The 16262-nt window shown below is 68.3% G+C and carries 16 protein-coding genes and 1 pseudogene; 14 read left to right on the top strand and 3 right to left on the bottom strand.

Features of this window, described 5'->3' with window-relative positions; translation table 11 throughout:
* The first annotated feature begins 604 nt into the window (after positions 1-604).
* The 3 genes from ACYVO6_RS08875 (at position 605) to ACYVO6_RS08865 (ending at position 3114) form a co-directional block, all read left to right on the top strand.
* Positions 605-1546 (top strand): RHS repeat-associated core domain-containing protein, encoded by a 942-nt coding sequence (locus tag ACYVO6_RS08875; protein ID WP_461059018.1) that lies wholly within the window; start codon positions 605-607, stop codon positions 1544-1546.
* 156 nt (positions 1547-1702) lie between these two features.
* Positions 1703-1954: a hypothetical protein gene (locus tag ACYVO6_RS08870; RefSeq protein ID WP_461059016.1), complete on the top strand. Its 252-nt coding sequence runs from the start codon at positions 1703-1705 to the stop codon at positions 1952-1954.
* 176 nt (positions 1955-2130) lie between these two features.
* The gene (locus tag ACYVO6_RS08865) at positions 2131-3114 is read left to right on the top strand and encodes an FKBP-type peptidyl-prolyl cis-trans isomerase (RefSeq protein WP_461059014.1); all 984 of its coding nucleotides are present in this window, start codon (positions 2131-2133) and stop codon (positions 3112-3114) included.
* Between the two features lie 305 nt (positions 3115-3419).
* On the opposite strand, the gene ACYVO6_RS08860 is transcribed toward ACYVO6_RS08865, so the two are convergent.
* Positions 3420-3584, bottom strand: a complete 165-nt coding sequence (locus ACYVO6_RS08860; RefSeq protein ID WP_461059375.1) for a hypothetical protein — start codon at positions 3582-3584, stop codon at positions 3420-3422.
* Positions 3585-3732: 148 nt separating this feature from the next.
* On the bottom strand, positions 3733-4917 hold the full coding sequence (locus ACYVO6_RS08855; RefSeq protein WP_461059012.1) for a PucR family transcriptional regulator: 1185 nt from the start codon (positions 4915-4917) through the stop codon (positions 3733-3735).
* A 150-nt stretch (positions 4918-5067) separates the two neighbouring features.
* Here ACYVO6_RS08855 and ACYVO6_RS08850 point away from each other — a divergent pair, with 150 nt between their 5' ends.
* From ACYVO6_RS08850 to ACYVO6_RS08815, 8 genes and pseudogenes are all read left to right on the top strand, one after another.
* Entirely contained in the window at positions 5068-6417 is a 1350-nt protein-coding gene (locus ACYVO6_RS08850) for an NfeD family protein (protein WP_461059010.1), read from the top strand.
* On the top strand, positions 6414-7199 hold the full coding sequence (locus ACYVO6_RS08845; protein ID WP_461059008.1) for a slipin family protein: 786 nt from the start codon (positions 6414-6416) through the stop codon (positions 7197-7199). The genes ACYVO6_RS08850 and ACYVO6_RS08845 overlap by 4 nt, the downstream gene beginning before the upstream one ends.
* A 63-nt stretch (positions 7200-7262) precedes the next feature.
* Entirely contained in the window at positions 7263-7685 is a 423-nt protein-coding gene (locus tag ACYVO6_RS08840; protein ID WP_461059006.1) for a DUF3040 domain-containing protein, read from the top strand.
* On the top strand, positions 7672-8133 hold the full coding sequence (locus tag ACYVO6_RS08835) for a CBS domain-containing protein (protein WP_461059004.1): 462 nt from the start codon (positions 7672-7674) through the stop codon (positions 8131-8133). The genes ACYVO6_RS08840 and ACYVO6_RS08835 overlap by 14 nt, the downstream gene beginning before the upstream one ends.
* 68 nt (positions 8134-8201) lie before the next feature.
* A complete protein-coding gene (gene nhaA, locus ACYVO6_RS08830) occupies positions 8202-9584 on the top strand; it encodes a Na+/H+ antiporter NhaA (protein ID WP_461059002.1) in 1383 nt (460 codons plus the stop codon).
* 155 nt (positions 9585-9739) lie between these two features.
* On the top strand, positions 9740-10870 hold the full coding sequence (locus tag ACYVO6_RS08825) for a site-2 protease family protein (protein ID WP_461059347.1): 1131 nt from the start codon (positions 9740-9742) through the stop codon (positions 10868-10870).
* 270 nt (positions 10871-11140) lie between these two features.
* Positions 11141-11482: an STAS domain-containing protein gene (locus ACYVO6_RS08820; RefSeq protein ID WP_461059000.1), complete on the top strand. Its 342-nt coding sequence runs from the start codon at positions 11141-11143 to the stop codon at positions 11480-11482.
* A 280-nt stretch (positions 11483-11762) separates the two neighbouring features.
* A pseudogene (locus tag ACYVO6_RS08815) lies at positions 11763-11948 on the top strand (TerC family protein); the annotation flags it as partial.
* A gap of 356 nt (positions 11949-12304) precedes the next feature.
* On the opposite strand, the gene ACYVO6_RS08810 reads toward ACYVO6_RS08815, so the two are convergent.
* Positions 12305-13597, bottom strand: coding sequence for a cytochrome P450 (locus ACYVO6_RS08810; RefSeq protein ID WP_461058998.1), 1293 nt, complete (start codon positions 13595-13597; stop codon positions 12305-12307).
* A gap of 751 nt (positions 13598-14348) precedes the next feature.
* Here ACYVO6_RS08810 and ACYVO6_RS08805 point away from each other — a divergent pair.
* Genes ACYVO6_RS08805 through ACYVO6_RS08795 form a run of 3 tightly spaced genes read left to right on the top strand, consistent with a single transcriptional unit; the run spans position 14349 to position 16231 of the window.
* On the top strand, positions 14349-14786 hold the full coding sequence (locus tag ACYVO6_RS08805) for an NfeD family protein (RefSeq protein WP_461058996.1): 438 nt from the start codon (positions 14349-14351) through the stop codon (positions 14784-14786).
* A 29-nt stretch (positions 14787-14815) separates the two neighbouring features.
* Complete coding sequence (locus ACYVO6_RS08800) at positions 14816-15910, top strand: SPFH domain-containing protein (RefSeq protein WP_461058994.1); 1095 nt, start codon at positions 14816-14818, stop codon at positions 15908-15910.
* A 12-nt stretch (positions 15911-15922) separates the two neighbouring features.
* Positions 15923-16231 (top strand): hypothetical protein, encoded by a 309-nt coding sequence (locus ACYVO6_RS08795; RefSeq protein ID WP_461058992.1) that lies wholly within the window; start codon positions 15923-15925, stop codon positions 16229-16231.
* Positions 16232-16262 lie beyond the last annotated feature (31 nt).

Raw genomic sequence — 16262 nt, 5'->3', positions numbered from 1 at the left:
ATGAGCCGCGTCCAGCGCCTCACAGAACAAGATCCCGGCCGTCTGGGGGAGTTGGACCGGGGGTCGGGCGGCGGGGTGTGCGGCGCGTTGGCGGCGGTCGCTGAAGTCGACCACCGCAGAGGGCGGTCCCGGGGTGCGGGGTGTGCGGGGGCGGAGCCGGTCGCGGCGTGCGCAGTTCACCGACGGCGACGGTCCGGCGGCCGGGCACGGTGCGTGTGTGCCAGACCGGTGGACCCGCCCGGAGATGGTCACCATGACGCCTCTCGGGGAGTGTTCCTTGACGGCTGGCCGGAAGGCACACGGTGCTGATCACACGTGCACGGTCCAAAATGCTGATCAGCCAAAGGAGTTGACCGCACGCGGCTAGGACAAGGCGCATAGGTTTGGTTCCCGAACCGCGAAACTGTGATGAAGATCGCATTGGTATCGCTGGTGCAGCTTGCCTCGTACGAGGCTATCTGCGGCCATTTTTGATCTTTTCTCGCTGGATACCTTCCGGATCACCCCCCACTCTCATCGGGAGACATGGAGTCCGGAATGGGCAGACGATTGCTCACCTCTCAGGACAAGGGCGGGCGTTATCGACTACTACGCCAACGACCTGGTGCGCCGGCAGACCATCGGCACCACGCGCCAGACCTGGGACCTGGACGCCGCCCAGCGCCTCGCTACCTCCACGACGGAGACGCAGGACACCGGCGGCACCTGGAGCCAGACCAGCCACTACGGCGATGACGGTGACAGCCCGTCGTGGATGGCTCAGGACTTGGGCGGCGTCATCGCCCGTAACGTCCAAGGTCTGACGGGCAACATGGAAGCCACCACATTCGCCACCGGCGACACGGTGCTCCAGCTGACCAACATCCACGGAGACGTCAGCGTCCAACTGCCGGTGGACATCACTCAGAACCCGGTCGTGCTCCGTGCGGACGAGTACGGCAACACAGCACCGGGCAGCCCGACAACCCGCTATGGCTGGCTCGGCGGAAAGCAGCGCTCCAGCGACACTCTCACCGGAGCCATTCTCATGGGCGTACGGCTGTACGACCCGACCCTGGGCCGCTTCCTCTCGGTCGACCCGGTCCCCGGGGGCAGTGCCAACGCCTACGACTATTCGGCCGCCGATCCGGTGAACAAGGTGGACCTCAACGGCAAGTGGCACAAGTGGAAAACGCTGTATCGCTACTTCGGCAAGGTCAAATGGCACATGTGGGGGTTCTGGAAGAGCTGCTGGTGCCGACAGGCTGGCTGGCACATGGGCGCCTCCGTCCGGATCTACTTCAACAAGTGGGCCACCAACTGGCTGGCGGACGAAGGGCCCTACGCGGCTGGCTTCTGGAGCGTCGTCTACGGCTTCGCATTGAGCTGGGCTGGAGGCCCGTACGGGGCCGCAGTGGCAGCCCTGTTGGCCAGCTACGCAACGTGGGTCATCTGGATGGCGAAGAGGGCCGTAAAGAGGCATAAGTGCCTCGGCGTGTATTCGGCATGGAAATACCGTGGCCTCTGGTGGTATCCCAAGGTCTACCACTGGTACCGGCGTTGTTGAGCGCTGCCCGCAGCTAGCAGCCTGACGCACGTAAGGAAAAGGAAATAGATGGCTCCGGCCAAGCGACCGGGTTGGTCGCCTGGCCGGAGCTCATCCGATGCAACCGGGCCCCCACAGGTTACGGCCCGCTGAACCATGGGACTTGTAGGAGGTAGCGTGCCAAAGCTCATCTTGTTTTCCGCTCTGCAAGCCTTTGTGGCTTTCCTCTTCATCGGCTTCTACGTGGAGCTGCGTGTCGAATTCGGCGATTATGCACATCAGTTCATCGAAACCGCGGCCTTTCTGCTTGCGGTCGCATGGATTTCGGCAATGATTCAGCTTCGAAAGGCCGGCCAGCTGAAGTTCGCGCGAAAATCCCGCGCCGAAGGAGTAATCGCCCCGGGCGAACCGCCCTCGAACGATGCCTGAGTCTCACGGCGAACAGAGACAACGGATGAACGGCTGGTCCTGAGGGGTCTGGCACTGAACGGAAGACAGTCCACAGTGGGCGACCGGTCCAAATCCTCGGTGGTCGAACCCACCCGATCCTCGGGAAAGAAATGCGTCGATTCGCAGCACTGTTGATAGCACCTACCCTCGTGCTCGTGGGGTGCAGCAGCAACGACTCGTCCCGCCAGTCCCGGCCGGACGGCTGGCACCGGCCTCTTGCGGTCCCCTCGGCGCCGGTTCACCCGAAGGCATCCGTGCCCGCCGTGGTGCTCACGGATGCCGTACTGCCCGCTGTTTCGGGCCAGTTCGGGCGTCCGGCCACGATCTCGGTCCCGAAGTCCGCGCCGAGCGGCAAGTTCGTCGTCGCGCCGCAGACACAGGGGCGGGGACGTTCGGCGAGCACCGGCGATGTGGTCGTCGTCCGCTACACCGCCAAGGTGTGGCGCACCGGCAAGGCGCTGCCCGGCTCGTACGACAAGGGGGCCCGGCCGCAGATGTTCGCCGTCGGGCAGGGCTCGACGCTGCCCGCCCTGGACCGGGCCGTGCAGGGCCAGCGTGCCGGGAGCCGGGTTCTGGTCGTCGCACCCCCAGCAGCCGCGTACGGGACGACCGGCAGCGCCCAGCTCCATGTCACCGGCAAGGACACCGTCGTGTTCGCCGTCGACATCCTGAAGGTGATCGGTGCTCACGCCCTCGTCCCTGGCAAGCAGCACTCGGTCTCCGACGCGCTGCCCGAGGTGCGCATCAACAAGGGCGACGGCACCGCCACCCTGACCGTCCCCGACCCGGCGGCCCCCAAGGGGCTCGTCGTCAAGCGCCTGGTGGACGGCACCGGCCCGGTGGTGAAGACCGGGCAGAACCTGGTCCTGCAGCACTCCTCGGCTGCCTGGGAGCCCGCCCGCGGCGAGGACGAGGCACACCTGTTCCTCAGCTCCCACGCGGACGGCGGCCCGCTGCCGGTTGTGATCGGCCGGGGCAACGTCATCCCGGGCTGGGACCGCGCCCTTGTCGGCCAGCGGGTCAGTAGCCGTATCCTCGCCGTCATCCCCGCGAAGCTCGCGTACGGCCCGCATCCCCCCAAGGGCCTGGCACCCGGCGCAACGGTGATCTCGGTCTTCGACATCCTCGCAACCACCTGAGGCGACGCCGGGACCGGCCACTCATCCAGTCGACCGGCCCTGCAGCACGAAGGCCGCCCAGGAGCACCCGTGACGATGTCCATCACCTGCGTCTGGGCGTGCCGCAGGGTAGCGATGGGGTCGGCCGTCGCAAGGTTCTCGTAGCGCCTTCGGCACGACGCAACGGGCTTTCCCGGCGCGGTAGGTGCTCTCCCGGGCCTGCTGGACGAGGCTCTCCCCGCCCTTGGCCGAGGCCGCGTCCGCGAAGCGGACCTCCCAGTGGTCTTCCGGTGCCGGTGATGCGGCGCGGTCGCCGCGGCCGGCGGTCATCCGATGTCCCGCGGGTCCGCAGCGGGGCCGTAGTCCTCGCCATGGTCCCTGGTCAGCGCGGCCAGCAGCTCGGGGTCGGAGTAGACCTCGGCGGTGTGCTGCCAGGCGATGAGCAGCTGCGCGACGGAGGCGCTGTTGCCGAGAGAGTCGGCGGCGCGCATGGTGCCTCCCGGTTCGGCAGGCAGGTCATCCCCTGGGGACTGCGGAAGCCGAACGGCGTTTCCATGCCGTAGCGGTAGAAGTTGCGGTACCAGGGCGCGGGACCGTCTGCCTGCTCCTGCACCACGCCGCCCGTCGGGCCGTTCAAGGTCAGTCGGCGGGCTGGAGGGGTTGCGACGGCCAGTCCAGCAGGCGTGCGCCGAGTGCGGCGGTCTGCAGGATGTAACGCTGGTCGGGGTCGGTGGGGTCATGGCCGGTGAGCTGCCGGATACGGCTGAGCCGGTAGGCGACCGTCCGCACGCTCATCCCCAGGCGGCGGGCGGTGGCGGTGTTCAGGCAGCCGCTGGCGAAGTAGGCGGTGAGGGTGTCCAGGAGCGGCTGCGGACCGCCGCGTGCTTGTTCCAGCCCGCCGAGGACGGTGGCCACCAGGTCGGTGATGGCTGCGCGGTCCCGGCCGAGGACTTGGAAGACCAGGACGTCCGCGGCGTGGACGAGCGGGGCAGACAGACCGAGCTGGGTGGCGAGATCGAGGGTGCTGCGCGCTTCCTGGTAGGAGCGGACGATGCCACCGGGGCCCCGCCGGGGCCGGCTGATGGCGATCTGGTGCTGGTCGCCGACCGCGTTGCCCACGGCGGTGGCGAAGGCTTCGGGAACGTCGGGTCCCGTGCCGCGGGACACACACACCACAAGGCCGTCCTTGGTGGTGGTCAGGACCTCGCGCGCGGCGAACCGGGTGGTCAGCGCCTCCTCGACGTAGCGAGTGGCGGGATCGCCCGCGCCGAAGGCGCTCGCGGCCCGCGCGACGGCGACGGTGTGCGGGCCGAGCAGCCGGAACTCGAATCGTTCGGCGCGCTCGGCCAGCCGGCCGAGGCTGGTGCGCCCCTCCAGGAGGTCGTCGACGAACTCCCGCCGCGTCGCCTCCTCCCCGCGAATGGCTGCCCGGTGGGCCGTCTCGTATCCCTCGGTCAGCGCAACCGTCGCATCGGCGACCGCCCGAAGGAGGGCGGACACCACGACTGTCACGCCCTCGTGGTCCTCCGCCCGGCGGGTCTCGGGCAGGTCCCCCCACACTCGGCAGGCAGAGTCGAGGTACTCGGAGACCAGAGCCGTGAGGGCGGTGCCGCGGTCCGCCGCAGCAGCAGCCACCCCCCGCAATCCCTCAAGTTCGTGCTCACCCAGCCGCTCCCTACTGGCGGAGATGCCGGCGAGCCGCTTCAGGTAGGGGTCCAGAGCACTGGCAGCCGGGGGCTCGCTTCCCACGGGAGCTGCGACGGCCGACACCGTGGCATCGGCTGTGCTGGCAGCTGCGTTCTGGCCGTTCTTTCGCCTCGGCATGGGGCCATTTTGCCGCAGGTCGGCAAAAAGTGGCTGTGCGAGACGGCCTTACTTGGGCACAGTAAGCAAGCATCCGGCCGGGGGACGAGGGTAATCCGTGAGTAAAACTCCCAGCTGAGAACCGCGTGAGGAACAAGGGGGTACCGTGCCGTGCCCCGAAGCCAGCCGCTGACGCCGGTCCGGAGGCTCGTCCAGGTCCTCGTGGTCGCCTTCGCTTGTCTCCTTGCCGCGCCTGCCACGAGCGTGGCGCAGACGCCGAGTGTGCTGGTCACTCGGGTCGACGGCACCATCACACCCGTTGTCGCCGATCACCTGAAGGAGGGGCTTCGCCTCGCTGAGCGTGAGCGGCACGCGGCCTATCTGATCGAGATGGACACCCCTGGCGGGCTGCTGCAGTCCACCCGGGAGATTGTGCAGGACTTTCTCGCGTCGGACGTTCCGGTCGTCGCGTACGTGGCCCCGTCCGGTGCTCGCGCGGCGTCGGCGGGCGCGTACATCGCGATGTCCGCGCACATCGCGGCCATGGCGCCCGGCACCCACATCGGGGCGGGCACACCCGTGACCGGTGAGGGCGAGGAGGCGAGCGACAAGGTCGTCAACGACGCCGTCGCGTTCGCCGTGTCGATCGCCGAGCAACGGGGCCGGAACACGGACTTCGCGCGGGACATGGTGCGCGACGGCGCGGCCGTCTCCGACCGGGAGGCCGTGCGCACCGACGTGGTCGATCTCGTGACGCCGTCACGCGAGGTCCTGCTGACCGAGTTGGACGGCCGCCGGGTCGTCGTGGGTCCGGAGGGTGGCGGGCACGAGGTCGTTCTGCACACCGCGGGTGCCCGGACGGTGGAGCACGATCTCGGCTTCTTCGGTGAGGTCCGGCAACTGCTGGCCAGCCCGGAGCTGGCGTTCCTCTTCCTCTCGATCGGGACTCTGGCAGTGATCTACGAGCTGGCGAGCCCGGGGATGGGATTCGCCGGGGCCATCGGGATCGTCCTGCTCGTGCTCGGATTCGTCGCACTCAGCGTGCTGCCCTTCCACGTCGGCGGCCTGCTCCTGCTGATCCTGGCCGCTGCCCTGTTCGCCGCGGAAGTGCTCACGCCCGGAGTCGGTGTCTTCGCCGCGGGCGGGACGGTGGCCCTGGTGTTCTCCGGGATCCTGCTCTTCCGCGGGGAGCTGGGCGTGGACCCGGCCGTGCTGTGGCCGACCTCCGTGGTCGTCGGCGGCGGCTCCCTGCTCGCCGGACGGCTGGCCTGGCGGGCCCGGCGAGCCCCGGCGACCACCGGACACGAAGGTCTGCTGGGCCGCGAGGCCGTCGTACGCCGAATCGACGGCGACACCGGCCAGGTACTGCTCGAAGGCGCGTGGTGGACCGTCCGAGGCCGTGCCGCGCCCGTCACCGCCGGACAACACGTCCGCGTCGTGGCCATCGACGGTCTGGACCTGATCGTCGACAGCGCCGAGGCCCGCGACGGCCCGCACATCGAACAGGAGGACGGACCATGAACTCAGGACTGGTCGGCATCATCATCGGCGCGGTCGTGCTGCTTCTGCTGCTGATGGCCGCCGTGAAGATCGTGCCCGAGTACGAGCGCGGGGTGATCTTCCGTCTCGGACGGATCATCGGCGCGAAAGGGCCGGGGCTGTTCGTCATCATCCCCGTCGTCGACCGCATGGTCCGCGTCTCCTTGCGGACCGTGACCATGGACATCCCGCCGCAGGACGTCATCACCAAGGACAACGTGACGGTACGGGTCAACGCCGTGACGTACTTCAACGTCGTCGACCCCAACCGCTCGGTCGTGGCGATCGAGGACCACATCAAGGGCACCTCGCAGATCGCCCAGACGACGCTGCGCAGCATCCTCGGGCAGATCGATCTCGACGAACTGCTGATCAACCGGGACGAGATCAACCAGCGGCTGCAGCGCATCATCGACGACGTCACCAACCCGTGGGGCGTCAAGGTGACCCTCGTCGAGGTCAAGGACGTCGAACTGCCCGAGGCCATGCGGCGCGCCATGGCGCGCCAGGCCGAGTCCGAACGCGACCGGCGTGCCAAGGTCATCCACGCCAAGGGCGAGTACGAGGCGGCCGAGACCCTGGCGGACGCCGCGGACCGTCTCGAAGGCCATCCCGCGGCCCTTCACCTGCGGATCCTGTCCACGATGGCCGAGATCTCCGCCGAGAGGAACTCCACACTCATCTTCCCGCTGCCGATGGAGATCTTCCGTCTCGTCGACATGCTTCGACAGCCCCAAAACGCCGTCGGTGGGGAGAAGACGTAGCGCACTCGCATCCGGCCTGCACGCTTCGGCGCGAACACTCGCTCACGGCTCGAGGTGGTGGACATGAACCCCGAGATGGACGACGGACGCATCCTCGCGCAGCTCGAACGACGCCTTGCCCAGGACGATCCCGAACTGGCCGCGACCATGGACGCGCTCAACCAGCAGTTCCCCGACGAGGCACAGGCACAGTCGGTCGACGGCCTTGAGGAAGAAGAGAAGCAGCGCAACTGGTGGGTGACCGCCGCCACGGTGTTCGCCATCATCGCTTTCCTGGGCATCTGCGTCACCGCGGTGTTGAACAGCAATGCGCACCGGTCCGACCAGGACCCGGGACCCCCGCGCGGCCCTGGTACGGGCACTCAGAGCGAGCGACGAACTCCGTCGAGCACACCGCCACGGCAACGGCCCCCGGAACGCGGCACCGGACTTCTGCCCACCGACCCACCGAGGGTCTATCCGGGAGGAATCCGTGCGCGCACGTGATCTCGCAGAACCATACGTCTCGGTCAGCAAGGACGCCGATGTGATCGAGGCCGTGTGCCTGATCGTGGAGCAGAGCCTGCCAGGTCTGCTGGTGATGGATTCCGCGGGGCAGCCGTACGCGGCCCTGCCTGTCTGTGACGTGGTCAGGACACTGCTTCCGGGCTACGTCCAGGAAGACGGTGCACTGGCCCGGGTGATCGACGAGCGGCATGCCGATCACCTCTGCCGCGCCCTGCGAGGGCGTACGGTCGCCGACTGCCTCCCTGTGGAACGCCCGCTCCTGCCCACCGCCGCTCCCGACTGGACAGCCGTCGAGCTTGCGGAGCTGATGGCCCGCAGCCGAAGCCCTCTCATCGCCGTGGTCGAACAATCCGACGAAGACCCGGGCCGCCTACTCGGCGTGGTCACGGCCGCGCGCCTCCTCGAACGTCTCCTCCAAACCGTCTGACCACACCTGCCGACCCGACCACCACCCAAGACGCCCTCTCAAGACCCGTGCGAAAGGCAGCCGACTGCATGCCCCACCGCAACAGCAGGCCCCGCACCTTCCTCGGCCGTCTCCCCCTGCCGGAATACACCTTCGTGGCGAAGGCTCTGCGCACGGAGACCGTCGGCGGCATTCTGCTGCTCACCGCGGCTGCGGTGGCGCTGCTGTGGGCGAACACACCGCTGAAACGCTCCTATGAGGAGGTACGGGACGTCCACTTCGGTATTCCGGCACTGGGCCTGGATCTCTCCGTTGCCCACTGGACGGCAGACGGGCTGCTGGCGATCTTCTTCTTCGTCGCCGGCGCCGAGCTGAAACGCGAGCTGGTGGTCGGAGAGCTACGCGATCCCAAGGCGGCGACCGTGCCGGTGGTCGCGGCAGCCAGCGGCATGGTCGTCCCCGCGCTCGTCTACGGCATCGTCGCCACGTCCACGGGCGGGACCTGGAACGGGTGGGCCGTCCCCATGGCCACCGACATCGCCTTCGCCCTGGGCGTCCTCGCGGTGATCGACACCCATCTGCCCTCCGCGCTGCGTGCCTTTCTGCTGACCCTTGCGATCGTCGACGACCTGGGCGCCATTCTCGTCATCGCTCTCTTCTACACGTCGACGATCAACGTGCCGACCCTTGTCGGCGCGGTGCTCGGGCTCGGTCTGTTCTTCCACCTGCACGACCAGAGGCGCGTGCACGGCTGGTACTGGTACATCCCGCTGGCCTTGGTGATCTGGGGCCTGACCTATGCCAGTGGCGTCCACGCCACCGTGGCCGGAGTCGCCATGGGGCTGCTGCTGCGCGTGGCGAAGGACGGAGAAGCGGGCCGCCGGCCGGCCGAGCACATTGCCTACCTGGTCCGGCCGGTCTCCGCAGGAGTGGCCGTCCCGCTCTTCGCCCTGTTCGCGGCCGGAGTGAGCGTGTCCGGCGACTCGCTGGGAACCGTGGTCACCAGCCCGGAGCCACTCGGCGTGGCACTGGGGCTCGCGGCGGGAAAGGTGCTGGGTATCTTCGGCGGCACGTACCTGGCCATCCGCTTCACCCGCGCACGACTCGGCCCTGGCCTTGCGCTGGCCGACGTGCTCGCCCTGGCCATGCTCGCCGGAATCGGCTTCACCGTCTCGCTGCTCATTGGCGAACTGGCCTACCCCAACCCGGCGGACCAGGAGCACATCAAGGCCGCCGTCCTCCTCGGATCACTGACCGCAGCGCTACTGGCGTGCCTCCTGCTGAGAGCGCGAAACAACCGGTACCGACGGCTGTACGAGGCGGAGACGGCCGACGTGGACGCCAACGGCATCCCCGACATCTACCAGTTCGACAACGCATGGGAACAGCAGCGCAACCCAGCCCCAAAGCCCCCGAACCCAGACCGCCCCCACCGAAGCGGCGGCCCCGACGACCCACCCGACGAGGAATGACTCCCCATGCCCGCGAACGCCACACCCTCGGTCACAGGCCCTCACCAGCCAGGACCGTCCACGGCGAGGCGCCAGGCCAAGTCGGTCGCGCAGCAGTCGCCGTGGCACGCCGACTCGCCTGGACCGCATCCGACTCGGGCCAGCAGGAGACCGTGATGAACAACTCGCTACGGATCGGACAGATTCTCGGGGTGCCCCTCAGCATCCACTGGACGGTACCCCTGCTGGTCTTCCTCTTCGGCTACAGCCTGGGCAGCCAGACGCTCCCTGCCTGGCTCCCGGGACAGTCGACGACCGCCTACACCGTCGCCGGACTCACCGGCGCCCTGCTGCTCCTGCTCAGCCTGCTGGCGCACGAGACCGCGCACGCCCTCACGGCCCGACGCAAGGACATCCCCGTCCACAGCGTCACCCTCTGGGCCCTCGGCGGTATGACCCAGATGGACAAACCACCCGCACCCGGCGCGGCCTTCCTCGTGGCGGTCAGCGGGCCGCTCACCAGCCTGGTGGTCGGTGGAGCGGCGCTCGGTGCCGGCGTAGGGCTGAGCGCGGGGCTGGGCTGGGATGTGCCCGCGGCCGTCATGGTGTGGCTCGGATGGGCCAACCTTCTGGTGGGAGTGTTCAACCTCCTGCCCGCCGCACCGCTCGACGGCGGACGGGTGGTGCAGGCCGTGATGTGGCGGCGCACCGGAGACCGGGAGCGGGCCGAACGCGCAGTCGGCCGTAGCGGACAGATCCTCGGCATCCTGCTGGTCGTCCTCGGATGGATCGCGGTCCTGGGCGGCTCGTGGAGCGGGCTGTGGCTGGCCCTCATCGGCTTCTTCGTCATCATCGTCGCCAAGGCCGAGCGGCAGCAGGCGTCCCTGGACACAGCCCTGAGTGGGGTGCGAGCCGCTGACGCCATGGCCAGCCCCGTGCAGACCGCCCCCGACTGGACCACCGTGCAGCGCTTCCTCGACGGACAGGCGATGAACGCCCGCCACTCGACACTGCCGCTGCTTGACTTCGAGGGGCACCCCAGCGGCTTGCTCCACCTGCCACACCTCGCAACGGTCCCCGCAGCTCAACGGGAAACACTGCGCCTGCGCGACGCAGGAACCCCCTGGTCCAGGTGCACGACTTGCGCACCGGACGACCTCCTGTACGACGTCATCAAAAAGCTCCGTCCGCGGGGCGGCCTGCCGATCCTCGTCATGGACGGCCGGCAACTCACCGGCATCATCACCGCACGCGACATAATCCGCCTCGCCCAGCGCCGCCAGTTGCGCAGGAACGGGTCCGAATGAACACCGCCCGGCTTACCGCCCGTACAGAACACACGTCCCAGTTTCGCCCGGAACGAGACGCGCGAACTGATCGCTGCCACAACAGCCTTGGGTGCCCGGTGGCCCTGCCAGGCACGAGAGGACCGCCCTGTTCGAAGACGAGCGACCTTGGGCAAGCCGACGACTCCACCCGCGTCTTCCACAAGCCTCTCGGACACTGCCGCAACACCGCCGCGTTCGATGGGGAACGGGAAGCACGGGCCCCGTGACAGTCCGATGAGGAGGGCCACCGTGGCCGCCGAATCCAGCCCCACACCCGCACCCCGCCGCCCTCCCGTAGCGCTGACGACCGACGGAGAGGTTGCCACCCTGGTCTTCAGCGGCGCTCTGGAGGCACGGATGGTCCGCCCGCTGGAGGAACAGCTCGCGGATCCCCGCCTGCGCCACGCCCGCAGATGGGAGCTGGAGATGAGCGAACTGGCCCGGATGGACCTGGCGTGCGCCTACGCACTGCTCCGGGCAGCCACTACGCTGCCGGAGCCGGTCGAGGTCCACATCCGCGGGGCGTGCCGCGCTGTGCGGCGGACCCTGCACGAAGCCGGCCTCGACATGGTCGCCACCCTTGAGGAGTGACCAGAGCGAGCCGCGCGACTGGACCGCCCTCTGCCATGTGCGGTGGGCAAGCGGCACACCGGCGTCACTGGCAATACCGTGCGCCCTCGACGGAGCCGATGGCCAAGCCGACCGCTCTGACCAGCCGACGGAAGGTCGTAGATCGTGCTGTCGTTGCAACACTTCTGGACGACACCCAGGCCGGGTATCCCTTCGCGCGGATGCTGGGGACAAGCCCAAACCGGTGCCTCAGACCATTCACGGCAGCAGGCTTCCAACCCCCGCCTGTGAGGGGCCTTCAGTGCTCGATGTGCCGTTCTGGCTATGGGCGGCGTTCGGGTTCAAGGAAGCCGCCGCCTGGAGCGGAGTGTGGGTCGGGCTCGCCGTCGTCTTCGGCGGAGTCGTCTTCCTGGTTCTGGGCGGGATACCAAGGCTCGAGTACACCACCGCTTGGCTGCTGGAGAAGAGCCTGTCGGTCGACAACCTGCCTGTCCCGCTCATGTCCGTGAGTGCGTGGAAGTCCCGGCGCTTGCCGTCCAGCCCCACGGGTACCGCGGCCACCAGAATGGTCAGCGTCTGCTCCACGGCCACCTGGATGGGGTTTTTCCACCAAGCGACGATGACGGAGAGGTGCAAGCCTGGCCGACGGTACTCGAAGTACCAGCGCAGTGGGTGGGAGCTCACGCCATCCAGCCATCTGCGCAGGACAGGAAGATCGCCGCTGAGTTCTGCGAGTTCACGCTCCGATGCTAGGAACGACAGATCCGGACGGCTACAGAGTTACCGAGGACACTCTGGAAATCGAATCCTTCGCACCGCTGTGGACTCCCCTCCGGGCCGCGGTCAAGCGCCCGCGACGCCATCGGGTGCCGACCGGGCGGGGCACCCGTCGGTCGGCAGGTCCTGTCGGCCTCTGTCCTGATCGTCCGAGAGCGGGGTGAAGGCGACGTCCAGACGGGTGAGCCCGCGGAAGTTGAGGCTGCGCTGCCACTGCGGCGCGGTGCCGTCGAGGCGCAGGCCGGGGAGCCGGGTGAGGAGTGCTTCCAGGGCGATTGCGCCTTCCAGCCGGGCCAGCGCCGCGCCGAGGCAGAAGTGCGGTCCGTGCCCGAACGCCATGTGCCGTGCGCCGGGCCGTTCGAAGTCCAGTACATGGGGATCGGGAAACACGGCCGGATCCCGGTTGGCGGCGCCGCACACGAGGAGCACCGTCTGCCCATCGGCGACGGTGCGGCCCGCCAGGTCCAGGTCCTGCCGCGCCCGGCGCAGCATCAGCTGGACCGGGGCGTCGTAGCGCAGGAGTTCCTCCACCGCGGCGGGCATCAGATCGGGCCGGTGGCGCAGTTGGTCGGCCGCGTGCGGGTGGCGGAGCAGGGCGAGTGTGGCGTTGCCGATGAAATGGGTGGTGGTCTCGTGGCCGGCGATCAGGAGCAGGGCGCAGTTGGCGAGGAGTTCGTCGAAGTCCTGGTCGGTGTTCTGCGCCTGTGCGGTCACCAGGGCGCGCAGGGTGTGGGGAGCCGACGGGGTGTCCTGGCGGGTGAGGAGTTCGCGGAGGTAGGCGAGCATGTGCGCCATGCTCTGCGAGGCCGCGCGGTTGCCGTCGGCGTCGAGCCGGGAGTTGCCGATGGCTTCGGCGATCGGCTCGGACCAGGAGGCGAGGGCGGGGCGGTCCTGCTGCGGTACGTCGAGGAGGTCGCAGATGATGGTGAGAGGCAGGGGGCGGGCGAGGTCCGCGACGATGTCCATCCGCCCGGTCGGTGCCGCGTGGGTGATGATCCGGTCGACGGCTTCGACGATCCGGACGCGGAGTGCCGCTACTGCCCGGGGGGTGAAGGCTCTGCTGATCAGGGCCCGCAGCCGGGGGTGGTCGGGGGCGTCGCTGTAGAGCATCTGCCGGCTCAGAACTCGGGCCAGCGGCCGCAGTTCCTCGGAGACGGCCTCGATGTCGGGATAGCGCACCGAGGACAGCCTCGGGTCACCTGCGGCGCTGTTGACCACTGCGTGCCCGGTCGCGATCCAGGCGCCCAGGTGGCGGTCCCAGAAGAGGTCGTCGGCGCTCCGCAGCTCGTCGTAGAAGTCGTAGAGGCGCTCCTGGACTTGGGGTCGCAAAGCCCGCAGCAGCGATGAGGATGTGCGCATTGTCCGATGTTAGTGATCTGAGCCGGAGCGCACGGTGTCGTCGGCGCTCTTCATCCAGATGAAGGATCTCGGCCCGTGGGCCGCGGCGATGAACGGGTTCCACCTGCTCGTCGGAGATCTTCCGGCACCGGGATGCGGCTCGTCGCACAGGCAATCCAGGCGGGATTCCAGGAAACGGCGGCGCCGCTTGCCCGGCGTCTGCGGCTGGCTGCAGACGAGCTCGAGCCGTAATTGCTGCCTCTCGACGTGACGGTCAAGGAATGGCGGTGGACTGCGGGATCCCGAGATGAACTGGCGCAGCGGCCGGGCCGTACGGCGCCCGCAGTCGGCCGACGTGCACGCGGGCAGCCGCTGCGTGCAGGAGTCTGTATGTGCAACTACGCCGCATCCGAGGCCGGTAGTCGGCCGGTCGCCCATGGGTAGGATGCCCATCCTGGTCGAGGATCCCCCTCGGCCATCTCGCGAGCCGGCAGCCGGGGCTCACGGCGCGGGAAGCGGCCCGCAACCTCGCCCATCGCCGCTCCATGCGTCACCGTCCATGTCTGCTCGGCTGTCGTGGCCTCTACGGCCACCTGATCCTTGATCGTCTTCACAGACGTTCATGATCACGGTGGCCGTTCAGCTGTCCGTACGTACCCCAGCTGATCAGGGCAAACCCCTCAACGATCACGAACCATGGCTCCCGTGTCTGTTCTGTCCGTCGTTACTGGAGGTAGCTTGGTGGAGAAGGCCCCTGAAGGAGGGCGATTCGATGCCGTGGTTCGTATGGCTGCTCGCCGCCGCGGCGCTGGGTGCCGCGGAATTCTTCACCCTGACACTGGTCTTCGGGTTGCTGGCGGGCGCTGCGTTGGTCGCCGCCGTAGTCGCCGGCGTGGGCATCGGCGTTCTCGGCCAGCTCGTGGCCCTCGGAGTAGCAGCGGCAGCGGGTCTCCTCATCGTCCGTCCTGTCGCGCTGCGGCATATGGCACAGCAACCCCTCACACGCGAGGGCAGTGATGCGCTGATCGGCAAACGGGCCGAGGTCATGCAGGAGGTCACCGCAACCCGCGGCCTGATCAAACTCTCCGGCGAAGAGTGGTCCGCCCGCGCCCTCGACGAGAGCCTGGTGATCCCGGCGGGAGCACTGGTGGATGTCATGGAGATCGAAGGCGCCACGGCCATCGTCTATCCCCGCGAGCTCCTTCCATGAACGGCTGAACACACAGCAACGGAGGCACTGTGGATCCAGTTGTCGTCCTCACTCTCGTGGCGGCCATTGTTGTCGTCTTCCTCGTGGCCTCCACTGTGCGGATCGTTCCGCAGGCGCGCCGCTACAACATCGAGCGGTTCGGCCGATATCGCCGGACGCTGCAACCCGGCCTGAACCTGGTTCTGCCGGTGGCGGACCGCATCAACACCAAACTCGACGTGCGCGAGCAGGTCTATTCGTCCGACCCCAGGCCGGTGATCACCGAGGACAACCTCGTGGTGAACATCGACACCGTGCTCTACTACCAGATCACCGACCCGCGGTCGGCGGCCTACGAGGTCGCTGATTACCTGCAGGCGATCGATCAGCTCACCGTGACCACGCTGCGCAACGTCATCGGCAGCATGGACCTCGAGGAGACGCTCACCTCGCGTGAGGAGATCAACTCCCGGCTCCGCGCCGTCCTCGACGATGCCACCGGCAAGTGGGGCATCCGGGTCAACCGCGTCGAGATCAAGGCCATCGATCCACCGCACACCATCAAGGAAGCGATGGAGAAGCAGATGCGGGCCGAGCGCGACAAACGCGCGGCCATCCTGCACGCCGAAGGGGAGCGGCAAGCCAAGATCCTTACAGCGGAAGGCACGAAGCAGAAGGACATCCTGGAGGCGCAGGGCACGCAACAAGCCATGATCCTGCGGGCGGACGGCGAGGCAAAAGCGGTGGAACTCGTCTTCCAGGCCGTCCATCGCAACAACGCCGACCCGAAGGTGCTTGCCTACAAGTACCTCGAGACGCTCCCCCACTTGGCGAGCAGCGACAACAACACGTTCTGGGTGATCCCTGGGGAGCTGACCGAGGCTGTTCGGACTGTCACCAGTGCGTTCGGTGATCAGTCGACGGCGGGTCCTCCCAAACCTGAGGAAGCAGCCACCGCCGACGACACGTCGCACGGAGGCCGGACTCCGGAACTCGATGCAGGCTCGGCGGTTTCGTTCGACGCTGCGGCGGCTGCTGACGAGGCCGAGAAGCAGGCCGCCGCCGCGGTGAGCGACGCCAAGGCGGAGGCCGAGGCTGCGATGTCGCCCCAGGTGCCGCGCCGGGGGCAGACGTCCGGCGATTGAGCCCGCCCTCGGTTGTCGCCGGGGGATCGCCGTGACGCCGAGCAGGCGCAGGCGTACGTCCTCGCGGCCGTTCCGGCCGAGCTTGGCTTCGAACTGGTCGACGATCTGCTCTTGGTGGTGGGCGGCCATGACGAGGCTGTGTTTGCGTACAGCAGTCGCGCAGTCAGGGTCTCGACCCGCGGGCGCAGGGCCCGCATGTGCTTGGGTGAGAAGTGCGGCTGCAGCAACGACCGCATGCGTGCGTGGTCGGCCGCCTCGGTGACGAAGTTGCCCAGCGGCCTGCCGAACAGCGCCGATTCCCCGGTGCGCGCCGCGGTCTGAGGGGCCGGATGGGCCCGGCCAAACCGGTCGT

Source organism: Streptomyces pseudoechinosporeus (assembly GCF_054783935.1).
Note: the sequence above shows the minus strand (reverse complement) of the source record. Positions and strands in the feature narration are given on the sequence as shown.